Here is a 14,877-nt window from a genome sequence, read left to right on the forward strand (position 1 = left end):
TATATATTTTCAAGAGATAAAAAAGGCGTCCTGTGGACGCCTTGTGTTTACTCTTCTACTGACTCGGTGGGATTGTCTTTTGATCTCCGGTCGTCGATTGCCTGTAAAGCCGCAATGATTTCAGCTAGTGGCTTCTCCCGATACATCTCGACGATCTGTGATTTGGTGTATTTCTTGTCACCAATTTCTATGCGCCCGCTGGCGTTCTTTGGTAGGTATCCTTCATCCAGCATGTACTCGACGAGCGATTCGATAACGTCGAGGCCACGAGTAGGATCGAAGTAGAATTTCCAAGTGCACTTGCCATAAGGTGGTGCAACTTTGTTTTTGATGCACTCTGCGCCTACGTCCTGACCGATCTTCTCTTTACCATCCTTCATCACCGATGCGCCGAGACGGATGCGTACAGAAGCGTAAAACTTCGGTGAATCGCCACCTGGTGACGTAGTAGGGTCGCCAAACATTACACCGATTTTTGTGCGAACCTGATTCAAGAAGATGATGCAGGCGTTGTATTTGCGTGCCCACAAAGCCAGAGTGGGGAAGTTCGCGCTCGTCGCACGAGCAAGCGCCGTATTGTCGTTCATGTTTAGCTGATCTTTGTCTTTGGCAGTGCCTTCAGCCATCTTTTCGAACTTCTCGGCTTTGGAGTTCGGAACCATAGACGCAAGTGAGTCAGCCACGATACAGATAGGTGCTGATTCAGGGATAAGCTCTTCATCACGTACCAATTTAAGTATTGTGCCGATCAACTCTACAGAGTCTTCGAAGGTATCAGGCTGCTTGTATACCCACTGGCCGTCATCCTCATCTGCGTTCAGACCATTGGCGACAGCCAGGCCAACGTCAAAACTGTTCTCATGATCGAGGAATACCGCCAGGCCATCTTGTTTCTGAGCGGAGATCATTGCTGCCGTTGCCAAAAAAGTTTTCCCCGCGCTTGGCGGCCCGAATACTTCGACGATACGACCACATGGGAAACCGCCATCGTAACGACCGGAAATAGCTTTGTTTAACGGAGGAAAGCCTGTGTCAATCCAATGAGTTACTTTCTGAATTTCGTCGTTGCTACCGATTTTCTTTTTCAGAGCAAGTGCCAGTGCGGATTTTCCTTTTGCCATGATCAGGCTCCTTTTGTTTCGTTGATTCGTTTTAAAGCGGCGGATTCGTCGAATACAATCGCATCGTGGTTAAGGAGTCTGGATACACGAGCGAGGATTTTTACGACCTGCTCGCTGACTAATCCAAACTCGCGATCTGTCGCTTTCATTCCGGCAGTGCCTAGAATTGACGGCAGTGCGATGACAGCGTACTCACCGTGATAAAAGACAATCTCTTTTGCCAGTTGGGCAGGGGTGGTTGTAGCGCCATTAATAATCGATTTAAGCATTAGCAATACCTTTCGAATGGAAGAACAAACACTTCAAGGTCTTCAAGGAACGAACGGAAATTCAGCTCGTAGCACAGTTGCTCGAATGCTTTCACGTCACGATTGCCTTTGATTGTTTCGATTTCGGTAGGCGGAAACTTCGTCTCAATCAGGTTCATTAGCGTGATGTTTCTCTTGAACGCTTCGAGCATTCGACAGCCTGTTTTCTCGTTGAAGGCATTCTTCGCTAGTTTGTTGAAGGCGGTCTTATGACGCCCTTTATTAACCACGATTGAGCCGTCGTTGATGCCGCGTACCATCGTTGCGACACTTCCCCATTCATGCAGCAGCTCTTTCGCACCGCCAGCACCAATGCCACCAACACCGCTAATGTTGTCCGAGTTATCGCCTTGTAATGCTTTTGCTTCCAAAAATGCGCGAGGCGTGGCGAATCCTGTCAGCTCCGCAAATTGCTCAAAATTAACCTGCTTGTTTTTGGCGTCTTCACGCAGGCTTACCCAGCTTACGTTTTCACGAACTAACTGAAGCCAGTCGCTATCGCCTGTTAACAGATAGATGTGTTCAACGGTTGGCTGCGGTGCCATGCGGGATACCAGCAGCCCGGCCAGATCATCCGCTTCTGCATCTTTTGCAATGAGTTGGGTAACTCCAAGCGCGGTCATCATTTTGAGGATGTATGGCTTCTGGATAGCAAAGCCTTCCTTCATCTTTTTCATATCAGGATCGTCGTCGCGATTTGCTTTGTAGTCCGGGTAAAAGTCGCGACGCTTGTCACTAAATCCATCCCAAAGAATCATAGGTCGGGCATGGAGGATGGAGGCATAACGACGGACGTTCTTAACAAAGCCGAAAGCAGCCTGTACTTCCATTTCGCCGTTGTGCAATTTGTCAGATTGTTGGTGGTAATAACCCAGGCTATTGCCATCTACGAAGAGATAATTCACCGGTACATTCCTTCCAAAAAGTAAGGCGTCCGTAGACGCCTTACTGGTCACGTAATGGGATTACAGAGAGTCCAGCTCTCTCAGTAGGTCATCCAGACCTTCGTCTTCCGTCGCAGATGCGGCTGCTACAGATGTCGTTGCGTCTGCTTCAGACTCTTTGGCTGATGCGGCAGCAGAACTTGTTTCTGATTTAAATTCAGATTCCATTGCTCGCAGAACTTCTTCATCAACCAGACTGGTTGGTTCAGAAGCTGGAGTGTGGGCGGTTGCTACAGCCGTCGCTCCTTCCGTATGACCAGTGATCGAGCCAAATCCAGGCAGTGCAGAGGCCGATGTTTTCGCTGTTGAGGAAATTGCTGGTGCCGATGCAGTGGCAGTTGGTGCAGCGATGCCAATCAGACGACCCATAGTGCGAACTGTCGCAAGAAGGCGAGTTTCATCGGCCTGATTCACATAAGCAATCAGGTCATGTTGGTTGTTCCAGAATTTATCTTCGATATCACCTTTGAAGACTTTACGTTTTGGTGAAACGTCATATTCTGTATCGCGACCAGAGCCTGTGCGCTTAATTTGAAATGCGTAACCTTCCTCTTTGCTTAATGGATTGCCGATATCGTCAGCGATGTCTTCGGTGATTGCTTTGCAGATATCATCGAACACAGTGGAAGGCAGTTCGATTAACTGACATTTCTCTGCATCGGAGAAATCCTCACGAGTTGAAAGAATGCCGTTTACCAGGTAGCGAGGGGTTGCACGCATTTGACCGATGCGCTCTTCCATTGCTTTGTTACCCTTGTGACGAGCGCGACCTTCCATCACCATTTCGCATAGCTGACAAGCGCGACCGTGAGTATGTTGCTCACAAATATAAGCATTGGTTGCTTCTTTACCTTCCTCGTTCTGATACTTAATGTAGTGCATACCAAAAGTCTGGAAGAACTTACCATTCGGGTCGTCTTTATTAGGGAAGATGCGGATATAGTTGATGCCGTCTTTTAAGCGGGTCAAATCAGTGTTTTTGCCACGTTTGGCGGCAATGTCTTCACGAGTTTTGTTAAGCAAATCAAGTAATGTCTTAGACATGTGTTTCTCCTTGTTGTGATTTGGCCGATGGCGCTATGCGCGTTGGGCTTTCGTTCATTCGTGGCTCTTTCGAGCTGTTAAATAATAGATCAGTACTTACTTATTATCTATCAAAATCAACGGGGAGTAATAAAGCGTTCAGAGCCTAATCGATCTAACTCAACGATGGCCATCTTCGACGCCTGAACGATCATGTCTCGGCGATGCGAAAAGGCGGCGACAGCATGTTTGTATATGTCTGCGATGTGCCGTGCTTCATCCAACTTCTGCCGTTTAGACAGATACTGTGGGTTTGTTTTAACCTTAGCGTCCAGTACAGACTCGTTGAACTTAATGCCGTTCATACTCAAGTTCTTACGCTCTGTGTCGTATAGCTTTGCTTCAACAGCTTCAAGGTTAAGTTTTGCCTCTGCGACACTTCTTTCTGCATGAGCGAGTTTTGAGCCATACTCCATTAAAAGGCGGGGTTGTCTACGCCAGACTTCCTCCAGATTGTCTCGGTCAAACTCGAGATCAGACATTATTTTCTCGTAAATATCGGTGATCATATGCTTTCCTATTTACTTATCATTTTGTATTGATTATATCATTGTGATGATAAGGCAAGGAGTTCGAGGATAGGGGATAAGGGAAAACATGGCCATAGAGGCCATGTTTATGGGATCACGTCTTAATGGTTTCTGCTACGTCGGCTAATATCGCTTCTAGTCGTTCTCCCTCTTCAGGTCTGAAGTAAAGAATGTTGGGGTTAAACCCGTAAAAGACAGTAACGTCAAGGTCTGGAAGGTACTCCTTCCTGCCGACCAAATCGGATGGCTTGTTTTTGTTGTTAAACAATGCCGTTGCCCGGCTACCACACGTCAGCACATAGGTCGGGCGCACCAGATTGATCTCTTCACGCATAAAGTCGGTGAACTGGCCGATCTCGTCTTTGGTGTAGTCCTTTTCTTTGTCTTTCACCTTTTTGCAAACGCCTGTGACATAGAGATCGCCCATGCGCAAATCCCCAGCCGTCAACAGCTTGGCCTTAAAATCGTCGTATCCGTTCTCCATAAAGTAACCGGTTCGAGCATCATTGCCGTTTGCATTGTCCAGAATGATCATGATTTTCGGCTTAATGCCAATGCTAGGGCGGATTAGTTCATCACCTAATCCCATTTCAGCCGCCATCCGTGTCATGAGCACGTTAATCTCAGCCGAACGTTTGGGGTTCATCTCAAACGGACGTGAGGCTTTAACTGCGTCTATGACAAGGTTTCCCATCAATTCAGCCTGGTCGCGGAGACGCTCTGGATCAGTTGCTGGCAGACTACCTGGCTCGATGGATGCAAACGCACCTACTTTTTGCAGTGATTCGCGCACTCGACTATTACAGGCACGTTTCTCGACAGCTTCTTCGAATTGCGCCAGTGACTCGAATTTGCCGCCAACTTTTTCTCGCGCTCTCATGATGGCTTGGCAGCCATTCTCAGAACACCCTTTCACAGCAGAGAAGGGCGCATACAGCACCTGGCTGCCATCTTCAAGCGTGCGGATCTCGATTCGGTTAGATGACACGTTAACGTCTGGTGGCAATACGTGAATACCATAGGTCAGCGCATCTTTAACCAGCCCCTGGTGTTTATCTTCGCCAAGAATAGTGAGAGCAGCAGCGAAAAACTCTGCGGGATAATGAGTTTTCAACCACATAGATTGATAACTGATTAAGGAGTAAGCAACAGAGTGTGATTTGTTGAACTGGTAGGCACCATTCTTTTCGAATGCGGTCCAGATCTCCTTCGCTTTCATCTCTGATAGCCCTGGATGTGACGCTGTAACGCGTACTGCGTTTATAGGTAGTTTTGCGCCGTACTCAAGTGCCTCTTCGACAGTTTTCAGAGTTCCGTCTTCGCATTTAAAATGTTCCGCACGGTGAATGCGCTGTGTAGTGCCATCTTCCAGCTCAACGTCTATCCAGCCAGCTTGAGCCTGAACGATGAACTTCTCGCCCATGCTCTTCATTTTTTCCATGTCTTTTTTGCCGATCGCTTTACGAACGCCGTCAGCTTCAGCCATTGTGAAGCCAGCAAGCAATCGAGTCGCGTTCATCGTCTGTTCCTGATAGAGAATCACGCCATTTGTTTCTGCGGTAAGTTCATCAAGAACGGGGTGTAATGATTCCGGCGTCATAAAGCCTTTGGCTACAGAAACATAGTCATCCAACATGCCTGACTGAATTGGCCCCGGCCGGAAGAGCGCAGTCGTAGCGACGACCGTTTTAAAGCTCATTGGCTCAATTCCACCACCTAAATCTTTAAGCAGCTTGCGCATTGGGCCTGATTCAAGCTGGAAAACACCTTGAGTGTACCCAGCAGCAAAACCATCCAGCACCTTGCGATCTTCAAGAGATATGGCATCAAGATTGATATCTTCACCTGTGTTCTCTTTAATGTAGCGTTTTGCACTATCGAGCAAATCGAGAGTTGCCAGGCCAAGCACGTCCAGCTTAATTAGGCCCATAGCCTCGCAGTAACGCTTGTCAAATGCGATACAACGCGCGTCACCACGGCGCTCAACCGGTGTACGTTCTGTCAGAGGAACACCTGCTACGATCATCCCTGCCGCATGTCTACCAAAGCCACGCATAAGGCTTTGTAACTTGCAGGCTGCATTGAATGCATCAGGATATTTTGTCGCGTATTTGTCGAGACTTGCCAGTTGTTCGCGCAGCTCTTCCAATGGAAGGCTATCATCCTCGACGTTCTTCAGTTCTTTTGATACCGCCATATCTGCGGACTCCACACCATAAATACGAGCGGTGTCACGTAGTGCAGAGGCTGCGCCCAGATATGTGAAGTTCGGAATACCCGCAACGTAATCTTCGCCGTAGCGTTCATTCAGATATTCGATCACCTCATGGCGACGTGCCTGGCTGAAGTCCAAATCCGCATCCGGCAAGTCCAGACGCTCAGGGTTGATGAAACGTTCAAACAGAAGACCATGACGGATAGGATCGACGTTGGTTATACCTATGCACCATGCCACCAGAGAGCCAGCGGAGGAGCCACGACCAGGCCCGACAGGAATGCCAGCTTCACGGCTGTGATTCATCAGATCGCGCACCATCAGGAAGTAACCACAGAATCCCAGGCGAGTAAGCGTGTCCATTTCGTACTTTAGCCGCTCAACATAAACCCTGTTCTCAGAAGCAGGTGGTGTGTAGCCAAACTCTTTTGTGGTAAGACGTTTACGCAGCCCTGCAACGGCCAGTTTCATCAGCGTTGCAGGCTCGTCGTCTGCCATCTTTGGCAGTGCTGGTGGCAATTCATGCCAGCGCCATGTGCAGGCATCGATAATGGTATCCTGCGTTGTTGAGGCCATTGCAGCTGTTACCGGCACATCCATGCGAACGGAGAAGGCTTTCAGCGCCTCAAGGAGATGGCGGCGACCATTGACGGCGTTATCTCGCTGGTGGGGGATACGCAGACGATGCGGCTGGTCGATTTTGATGTTGTTCGTAACCATGTGCGCAATGTCTTTAATGTCTGCATCGTCGATCGATTCGTAATAAGCGGGATAGAACGCTACTGGCTCTATTTTCAGTGCACTGGCGACTTTCATCGCCCGGACGTTAATCTGGTCGTAGAATGGGGTAGGGTGCGGATAAACCACACTATAGAAGTTGTCTTTTCCACCCGCTGTAATCAGTGTGCTTATGATTTTTGCAAAATCGTTGCGTTGGAACACGCTACCGATGTCGGAAGTGAGCAGGATGATGTTGCCTTTGGCATATGTAGAAACCAACTGTTCGAGCGAGAGACGCGGTACAAAGTAGAACTGTTCTCGTGTGTTGGCCACCGTCATTAGTTCGCAGATGTCGCGATATCCTTGCTCATTTTTAATTAGAGCGGTAAACGAGTAGTTACGTCCTCGCTCTAATGATTCCATACATCCCTTAGATTCTTTAGCAAGTTTAGCCCGGTGCTCGTATGTGGGATCATCAACGATGTTTAGTTTCACACCACAAATAACCGCCATGTCGTCACCAGCGGCACGTTGTAGTGGAATAACACTCGCAATATTCATGCTATCTGCTGAAATTACAGCGGTGTAGCCAGCTTCTCTGGCAATCTTCAGCGCGTTTTCTGCTTTTAGAGCCGACTCCCCAAGTGAGAAGTCAGTTCGAACCATCAGTGCCTTCATGTGTTTTTACCTTTCTGGTTTTTTTGATTTTGTCATTTGGGAAGCCTACGAACTTCCCATGCATCGAAATCGCAACTTCTTTTGCTGATTGGTGACAATCGGGCTTGTCTGGACACACCAGACAAGCCTTACCAGTTTCAGAAGCAGCGATAAGAGAGCCGAAACATCCTTTACGCACGATTAACCAAATATTTTTTGAACAACTTCACGTGCCGCTTGCGCAGAAGCTGAAGGGAGTTTGTTAATGAAAGAACGCTCAATACCTGTCACAAAGTCGCCTCGCATCATTCCAATCTTGGCCGACAACAAAAGCTCACGAGGCCCAATCGGTTGGCTGATATTGTGTTCTTCGTAACCATCGCGAACGATACCGGCAAACTTAACCATCTTTTCAGCGTACTCATCCACAATGCCGGCATTTATCAACATGTTGATCTCTGCCTCTTTGCTCATGTATTTCACATTCGAAACGATGCCAAAACGCGAAAAGTTCGCGGCGTTCTGGATGTTTGTACCCTGGTACAAGCCGGTTTCATCACCAGATCCGTTCGTGTTGCCAGTGCCAATAAAAGCAAACCGTTTATGCGGAGTAATGCGACGCCATTCTGGTGTCGCCTCTTTGATGACCAACGCTTCACCTTCCAGCACTGGCTGATACACGCCAAGAATTTGTGGAAACGCAAAGTCGTATTCATCCGCGAGGTAAACCCAGCCATGCTTCATTGCGAGCGCAAGCAAGCCTGGCTCGAAATACGTAGAGCCATCACGCGCCAGAATTTGACCCGTAACATGAGCCTCTTCCATTGATGCTGTATGTTGGGCACGGATCAACGGACGATTGAGCAAAGCACATAGCTGTGTAGGCAATGACGATTTGCCTGTTCCCGCATGTCCCCACAAATAGCCTGGTATGCCAAGTTCAAGCATCATGAAAATGTCTTTGATCAGTTCGAAGTCGCCATATACGTAGCCCTTCTTCACTTCAGGAACGAACTCTGGAAACGGCGTATTGACGTTGACGCTAACCATGAGCGGCGTCCCACGTTTTGTTCCGAGTTCTTCCACCGTTACGTCTAGCAGTTCGTGAGCTGCGACCAGATCTGTCTTGTACTCAACTGTGCCTATGTAGCCTGGGCTACTGGTCACGCCAGAAGATTTGGCCATTTCGCTTTTTTGCTCGGCACGTTTAGCTTGAATTGCATCAAGTGCCTTTTTCGATAGCGTTGGTTCATCTGGAAACTGCGTTGTGTACATTTTCAGTACGGTGTCAGGATCGGCATCTTTTACCGACTCAGGAATACCCTCGCAATTACCATAGGCTACATGGGACTTAAAATAGTGAAATGATTTTCCGCACCACTTGCAAACAAGGTAATCAGAAGGATTTTTTTCATTTTGCAGTGCAGTAGTAGTCATGCGTTTTTCCTTTGTTCTCTAATGAGCGTTCAACTTCTTATATAAATATATCATTAACTATCATAAGTAGTTACTTATCGTTAAGGCTGTTTTAATCACTTCAAAATGATACGAGATAGTTCAGTAACTACAGATGAACCAAGACTATCAACGCTCGTTACCAGGGCATGATTTGCGTAAAATCTCTCCGGTGCGTCAGTCATGATGCCAATTGCCATCAAATCAATGTCAGTCTGCGTTTCAATTTGCTTCGCAACCGAACGCAAATGAGCGTCAAAACCTCTCCCAACAGCCAGCGGCTCGCCATCGCTCAGAACAAGCATGATCTTCCTGTCCTCCATGCGACCGGAAAATAACGATGCAAGGCTGGCTATGCTTTCACCATCCACGTTATTAAGAAGTGGGAATGTGTAGCCTACGCACCCCATACGTGAGCGAACTTCGCGAGAATTTGCTTTTTCATTCCAATTTTTGATGATAGGTAGCATTAAAGATTCAAAGCGAGAGAACTCATACTTGATAGCCTTAAGTTCTATCGCTGCCAGATGACTGCCAAATGTAGTGAAGCCGGTGATAATGTTGGGAACATTTATTCGATCAAGAGCATCGGCGATGGTATATGCACTTGCAAGAGCTAGTTTTATCGTTTCGCCACTCATTGAACCTGATAAATCAATCACTTGTTGAACACAGGCGTTAACGGCTTTAGATTCTTCTTTTTTACGAAACACGCGATCATCATTCATTGCTAATCTGTAGATACTAGAACCATGAATGCGCCCCCGACGCTGGCCCGGTATAAACTGAACTCTGTTTCTGCTTGCTATTGCTCGCTCCAGGTCTTTTGCCAGCGTCGACGAAACACCTGACGAAAGATGCTTTTCAATATATTTGTCGAAGAGCTGGTTGCCTTCAGGAACGATGCGATAGCGGCTGATTGGATATCCTCCTAAATCAATATCGGAGAATGTTTTAATAAGCCGTTTGATATGGGCTTCTGCCTGATCAATCGAGCCGATGAAGTCGTATGAGCGATTGTATGGCCTGTATTCGCTTTTCGAGCTTTCTGTTAACTCGCTTTTAATCGTTTCGGATAGAGCATCTTCTGTCATGCCTCCGACTTCATCTTCTATGCTATCCAGCTCCTCTAAAGCCTCTTCCAGACTCATTTTTGACGGAGTTGGAATATCTGAAGAGCCGTCTTCTGTCGTTTTTCTTTTTTCGTGGTCAGCGGTTAATGATTCTGACGCCGCGTTATCAGAAGCATCAGAATCTGATACCTCTTTATCATTTTCTGTATCATCGAATATTGTTTCTGATGATTCAGAATTATCTGAATCATCACTGTCGTTATTATCATGTTTGTGCTTACTATGTGATTCTGATTCGATAGATTTGTGATTATCTAACGATGAGGGTGTCTCATGATCTTCGTTGTCTTCATTGTTTTCTCCAGAGGCATCCGTCTGGTCAGCGTCTGAAGGATCGGAAGTTTTTCCCGGAGCTGACTCCTTACCTTTGCTTTCACTTTCAGTGTCTTTGAGGATCTTAGCTATGGTCGCAGCCACCTTTACACAATCCTCGGTGCAAGACATGTTACGCACGGCCACATCGATACCATGTTCTTTTAATAATGAAATTGGTTTCTCAATGACAGGCCAGTATTCATCCATGAAATCTACGAACGGTGCTTGGCCATCCCAGGCTCTTACAACCGGACAGAGAAAGAAGTTTAGAAAAAGCGCGCGCTGATCTTTGCCACAATAAGCAATAGCCTCTGAAGCCTTTGGTTTAAAGACTTTTTCGATTATAAGGCGCTGAGTTGCCATCAGATTACGTCTCGTTCCGTTAAAGACCTGCCCCATTTTTCGCTCGATGAACACGTCTTCTAAGGCATTCCATAGTGACCAGGAAGGAACGCGTCCTTTTTCTCTCATTTTGTTGGACACACGAATATCGGTAAACAAAATGTGAGCAACCTCATGATCGAGAAATCCGCGCACAGCATTCATCAATGCCGGTGTTGCGTTATCCGGGATTGATGGGATGTTTACGAGAATTGGCTCTCCATCATCGTTATAGCGTACATAAGCGTCGTCCCCTCGTTCTGCAACAGGGATGTTTTTACCTGAAAGGAGAGCGACTACTCGTTTTACACTGTCACGGAAGTCCTGAACCTCTTTGATGGAACGTTTTTTAGACATGGCTAATCCTTTGTTATGAAAACAAATTATTTACTAGTGTGTTTAATGTAGCACTGCGCGAACAGGGAACTAAGCCATTCGCGCAGGGAGAAGAGGGGTTAACAGATTCTGACGGCTAAAGACCCGGAGCCGGTATTGAGAAGTGTGAAGCGTTTGTTGTTAAGTTCGAATATAAAGCCAGTTGTGTCATTCACACCAACCTGAATCTGCTCATTCGGTAGATCGGTGAGGATGTCAGCTACACACTCATCAGCTAATTTCTGTACGTGTCCGATCTCAAGAGCGATTAGGCTGGAAATAGTGGTTTTCATTCAATCAATCCATTCTAACTTATACTATGGTAAGGAATACTACTAAAATTTGTATCAATACTGAATACATCCATATCAGATGCAAGTTAATTTTCTTACCTAATTTGGGCTAGTTTTTCTCCATGCATGGACCTTTGCTCGGTCTTACAAGTGCCTGCCGAAAAAAATGATAATAGCTTTACAACCCTAACCTTTGATGTAATATCGGTAAGCACTTACCAGAGAGAATTAAACGCGCAAAGGTTGTAACAATGTCTGACAACAAGATTGAATTTATAGAAAGTCGCTATGCTGCTTTTATCGCAGGGCTGATTGAATCCTCACCTATGAGTCAGGCCCAAATAGCCAGACTTATTGGTTATAAAAATGCCAACAACCTTTCTTTAATTAAAAGTGGCAAAATTCCTTTGCCTATCGATAAGGTTCGTCCGCTGGCGCTGGCGCTGGGTATTGAGCCAAGTCGTCTTATGATGATGGTGCTGGAAGAACGCCAACCTGAACTCGCAGCATTTTTATACAAAGAAGGCACCGCTCCTCTTAACGAGGACGAAAAACAGGTTCTTGCTGCATATAACGAGCGATTCGGTAAAGAGAAAGGCGCATCACAAAAGGTTGTTGAGGCCATAAAGTCTCTATGAAAAATTTACACGAATAAGCTCTGTTGATAGACGATCTCCCTTGAATTTGTGGTCAATTTCGTCTAAATCCGGTTGCTCTACGATTGATGCGATGTACGTCGAGAAACTTTCTAAGGCGTCTCGCATCTCGTCCATATAATCGTGCCGGTCGTAGACCCGATCTATCCCCTCAAGACTGTGGTTCATGATTTTGCGTGATACCTCCTGGCTTATGCCTAATGCTGGGAAGTAACTACGCGCAGTACGGCGCAAATCTCGGGGTGTAAATGGCTCAAGCTCCATCAGTTCTGGTCGTTCCAGAATACGACGTAATGCCTGGGCTATTGCCACTTTGGACATAGGAAGGTCTTTCCCGATTTTTTTATTCGAAGGCACGAGCCACTGGCTGTCTTTACCGTATTCGAACAACTCTTCAATGCATGTGCGCATTAATGTGCTTAAAGGCAGCGAATGCTCACGTGCTGACTTGTTTCTTTTGCCTTGATTCCAAACCCCACGCTTAAGATTGAACTCACTTTTTTTAGCCCGCAGCACTTCGTCAGGTCGTCTTGCTGATACAAGACACAGCCTGGCCGCCCATTTTGTACCAGCGCACACATTGAAGTAGTCCCATATATTCCAGAACACCCATACCTCTGCGTCGGTCAGCTTCCGCTCGCGAGGTGTGGGCTTTGCGCCACCGGCAACTTTGTTTAGTGACATATCGTTTAACGGTGACACGTCTATCATCCCCTGGAAGGCGCACCAGCTAAGGAACTGCTTCATCAGAGAGAAAACGCGGCGGCCCATAACAATTTTGCCATCCAGTATTAGTGGGTTGACCAGTTGGTTCACCATGAACCTATTAATGTCACTTACTTTTACATCGGCAATGTGCGGCAAAACATGTATCAAAATACAATGAACAGCGATCTCTGGCCGACGTCTTGTTATCAGCAGAGATAAGCGAGTGAATAACATGAATGCGTCCGAGAATCTCATGTCATTGCTGACCTGGGAGATCATAACGGCCTGCATTTGAGATGCTCTTTCGAGATACTCAATCGCCTCTTTTGAGGTGTTCTCCGCAGCGCGTGCTCTGTCAAAGCTATTTTTCATATGACAATCACCGAGTTACGCCGATGCACTGTATAAGTAAACAGTATATTAGGCATAGATTCTTATAGGATCAAGAGTAAAAGTAACTCATTTTCAGTAATGATTCCATACATACTAGGTATGGAATCATTTTGACGTTGTTTTTGAATTTTAAGGGAAACGGGAGTTAGTTTGGTGGGAATAAAAACGGCTCCTGTGAGCCGTTAAAATCAGAGGGTGCTGACGTATGCAGCCAGTTCTGTGTATCCGCCAATCGGCTGGCCATCGATCAGTACCTGGGGTATAGTCTCTACCGGTTTACCAACAATTTCGCTAAGTTTTTCCTTATCGATACCGGTAGTAGTGATGTCGATGTACTCATAATCACCGTAGCCATGTCCCTTTAGCTGCTTCGCCAGCTCGACCGCACGTTTGCAGTATGAACAGTTATCTCGTCCGTAGATAACGATAGTCATGATTACCTCATATTATTAGTGTATTCATAGCGTATACATTAATTTTACAACAAATGATAGATATGTACACACCTATCATTTGTTGGTGATAATTAGCAATACGTATACATGTCTGTAAATCATAACGAGATTTATATAATATTTGCCTCGACTAATAACTATTAGAGCGAGTACATACATGCCTGTTTTGATTTTCATTGTTCCCGTAATATCTGTGGTTTTGATTTCATCGTCTGATTGGTTCTGGAGCTTGGATGTTGCAGATAGGATTTCTATTTTTACCAGTTGCATCACGGCGGCAGCTTTTTGTGCTTCAGCATGGAACGCTTATGAAGCAAAGAAAAGTGCGAAAGCAGCTATGAAAGCTGTCCAGATAACATCAGATTCATTAACTGAGGCAAGAAAATCATCATTTGAACAATGGTTTAAAACATTGCTGGAGCACCACGAAAAGCTACTTGGGCAGGTAAAAGAAGAGTTATCATCTAGTACAGGGGAAAAAATAAAAAACAACTTGAGAGTAGATTATTTGCATCAGGTTTATGATTCCGTTGTAATGAATCAAGTTTTTATACGTTATGTTAGTAATATTGTTTCAATATTAGAATATATAGACAAAGGTTTTTACTCTCCATCTTCGAAAATCGAAGATAAAAAAGTTTATGCCGAGCAATTACGACATTTCATCACTCCTGATGTTATGCTAATAATTGCTATTTTTGGGATAAATTATTATGGCGAAACATCACATAATTCACACAAGCTAAAACGATTACTAAATAAATATAATTTTTTTGAAGGCGACCCAGTTTTAAACACCACCTTAATAACAACAAGCAATGGAAGACTAGATGTCAAAAACCTTTTCGAAAGGGATTATCGATCATTAGTTAGAGAATATATAAAGCACAGCATTATTTGCACTAGATACAAAAACTATTCAGAGAAACCAGAAGTATCTGACGTAGTACGTATTACCAATTCAATTTTATGGAGTTATAAATCACCTGGTGGTGATTTGTTACGAGCAGAATTTAACTCTTTAATAAGTAATATGGAGAAAGAGATTGAGTATTATCTGGAGATTGCCAACAAAGAGTTGACAAAAGTGGATAATACGTTAAATGAACTTGTTGGTTATAAATTATTCTCGGAC

Annotated in this window: 13 protein-coding genes; 2 read left to right on the forward strand and 11 right to left on the reverse strand. The window is 45.6% G+C overall.

All coding sequences use genetic code 11. The features are described 5' to 3' along the window. Nucleotides 1-47: 47 nt before the first annotated feature. From HEN21_RS21700 to HEN21_RS21740, 9 genes are all read right to left on the reverse strand, one after another. Nucleotides 48-1,121 (reverse strand): recombinase RecA, encoded by a 1,074-nt coding sequence (locus HEN21_RS21700; protein WP_048959220.1) that lies wholly within the window; start codon nt 1,119-1,121, stop codon nt 48-50. 2 nt (nt 1,122-1,123) lie between these two features. Continuing rightward, nucleotides 1,124-1,390: a hypothetical protein gene (locus HEN21_RS21705; RefSeq protein ID WP_048959217.1), complete on the reverse strand. Its 267-nt coding sequence runs from the start codon at nt 1,388-1,390 to the stop codon at nt 1,124-1,126. Beyond that, nucleotides 1,390-2,334 (reverse strand): 5'-3' exonuclease family protein, encoded by a 945-nt coding sequence (locus HEN21_RS21710; protein WP_001755518.1) that lies wholly within the window; start codon nt 2,332-2,334, stop codon nt 1,390-1,392. The genes HEN21_RS21705 and HEN21_RS21710 overlap by 1 nt, the downstream gene beginning before the upstream one ends. A gap of 60 nt (nt 2,335-2,394) precedes the next feature. Then, on the reverse strand, nt 2,395-3,417 hold the full coding sequence (locus HEN21_RS21715; RefSeq protein WP_048959213.1) for a hypothetical protein: 1,023 nt from the start codon (nt 3,415-3,417) through the stop codon (nt 2,395-2,397). A gap of 116 nt (nt 3,418-3,533) precedes the next feature. After that, nucleotides 3,534-3,965, reverse strand: a complete 432-nt coding sequence (locus HEN21_RS21720) for a hypothetical protein (protein ID WP_048959212.1) — start codon at nt 3,963-3,965, stop codon at nt 3,534-3,536. A 115-nt stretch (nt 3,966-4,080) separates the two neighbouring features. Next, nucleotides 4,081-7,599: a DNA polymerase III subunit alpha gene (gene dnaE / locus HEN21_RS21725; RefSeq protein ID WP_048959209.1), complete on the reverse strand. Its 3,519-nt coding sequence runs from the start codon at nt 7,597-7,599 to the stop codon at nt 4,081-4,083. A gap of 180 nt (nt 7,600-7,779) precedes the next feature. Next, entirely contained in the window at nt 7,780-9,015 is a 1,236-nt protein-coding gene (locus HEN21_RS21730) for an AAA family ATPase (RefSeq protein ID WP_048959206.1), read from the reverse strand. Between the two features lie 95 nt (nt 9,016-9,110). Continuing rightward, the gene (locus tag HEN21_RS21735) at nt 9,111-11,219 is read right to left on the reverse strand and encodes a cobaltochelatase CobT-related protein (RefSeq protein ID WP_048959204.1); all 2,109 of its coding nucleotides are present in this window, start codon (nt 11,217-11,219) and stop codon (nt 9,111-9,113) included. A gap of 98 nt (nt 11,220-11,317) precedes the next feature. Next, entirely contained in the window at nt 11,318-11,530 is a 213-nt protein-coding gene (locus tag HEN21_RS21740) for a hypothetical protein (protein WP_029305696.1), read from the reverse strand. 251 nt (nt 11,531-11,781) lie between these two features. On the opposite strand from HEN21_RS21740, the gene HEN21_RS21745 reads away from it, so the two are divergent. Continuing rightward, nucleotides 11,782-12,168, forward strand: coding sequence for a helix-turn-helix transcriptional regulator (locus HEN21_RS21745; RefSeq protein ID WP_001282577.1), 387 nt, complete (start codon nt 11,782-11,784; stop codon nt 12,166-12,168). Here the strand turns inward: HEN21_RS21745 and HEN21_RS21750 are convergent. Continuing rightward, entirely contained in the window at nt 12,163-13,266 is a 1,104-nt protein-coding gene (locus HEN21_RS21750) for a tyrosine-type recombinase/integrase (protein WP_048959201.1), read from the reverse strand. The two genes, HEN21_RS21745 and HEN21_RS21750, sit on opposite strands and share 6 nt — an antisense overlap. Before the next feature lie 209 nt (nt 13,267-13,475). Beyond that, entirely contained in the window at nt 13,476-13,721 is a 246-nt protein-coding gene (locus tag HEN21_RS21755; protein ID WP_048959200.1) for a GrxA family glutaredoxin, read from the reverse strand. Nucleotides 13,722-13,899: 178 nt separating this feature from the next. Here HEN21_RS21755 and HEN21_RS21760 point away from each other — a divergent pair. Further along, nucleotides 13,900-14,877 (forward strand): hypothetical protein (locus HEN21_RS21760; protein ID WP_183082936.1); only part of this gene is annotated, 978 nt, incomplete at its 3' end.

Origin of the sequence: Escherichia sp. 93.1518 (assembly GCF_013368915.2) — a bacterium.
Lineage (GTDB): Bacteria > Pseudomonadota > Gammaproteobacteria > Enterobacterales > Enterobacteriaceae > Escherichia > Escherichia ruysiae.

Coding starts and splice junctions, on each gene's coding strand:
- HEN21_RS21700 (WP_048959220.1), bottom strand. CDS start 1,121: ATGGCAAAAGGAAAATCCGCACTGGCACTTGCTCTGAAAAAGAAAATC.
- HEN21_RS21720 (WP_048959212.1), bottom strand. CDS start 3,965: ATGATCACCGATATTTACGAGAAAATAATGTCTGATCTCGAGTTTGAC.
- HEN21_RS21745 (WP_001282577.1), top strand. CDS start 11,782: ATGTCTGACAACAAGATTGAATTTATAGAAAGTCGCTATGCTGCTTTT.
- HEN21_RS21705 (WP_048959217.1), bottom strand. CDS start 1,390: ATGCTTAAATCGATTATTAATGGCGCTACAACCACCCCTGCCCAACTG.
- HEN21_RS21715 (WP_048959213.1), bottom strand. CDS start 3,417: ATGTCTAAGACATTACTTGATTTGCTTAACAAAACTCGTGAAGACATT.
- HEN21_RS21730 (WP_048959206.1), bottom strand. CDS start 9,015: ATGACTACTACTGCACTGCAAAATGAAAAAAATCCTTCTGATTACCTT.
- HEN21_RS21750 (WP_048959201.1), bottom strand. CDS start 13,266: ATGAAAAATAGCTTTGACAGAGCACGCGCTGCGGAGAACACCTCAAAA.
- dnaE (WP_048959209.1), bottom strand. CDS start 7,599: ATGAAGGCACTGATGGTTCGAACTGACTTCTCACTTGGGGAGTCGGCT.
- HEN21_RS21755 (WP_048959200.1), bottom strand. CDS start 13,721: ATGACTATCGTTATCTACGGACGAGATAACTGTTCATACTGCAAACGT.
- HEN21_RS21735 (WP_048959204.1), bottom strand. CDS start 11,219: ATGTCTAAAAAACGTTCCATCAAAGAGGTTCAGGACTTCCGTGACAGT.
- HEN21_RS21740 (WP_029305696.1), bottom strand. CDS start 11,530: ATGAAAACCACTATTTCCAGCCTAATCGCTCTTGAGATCGGACACGTA.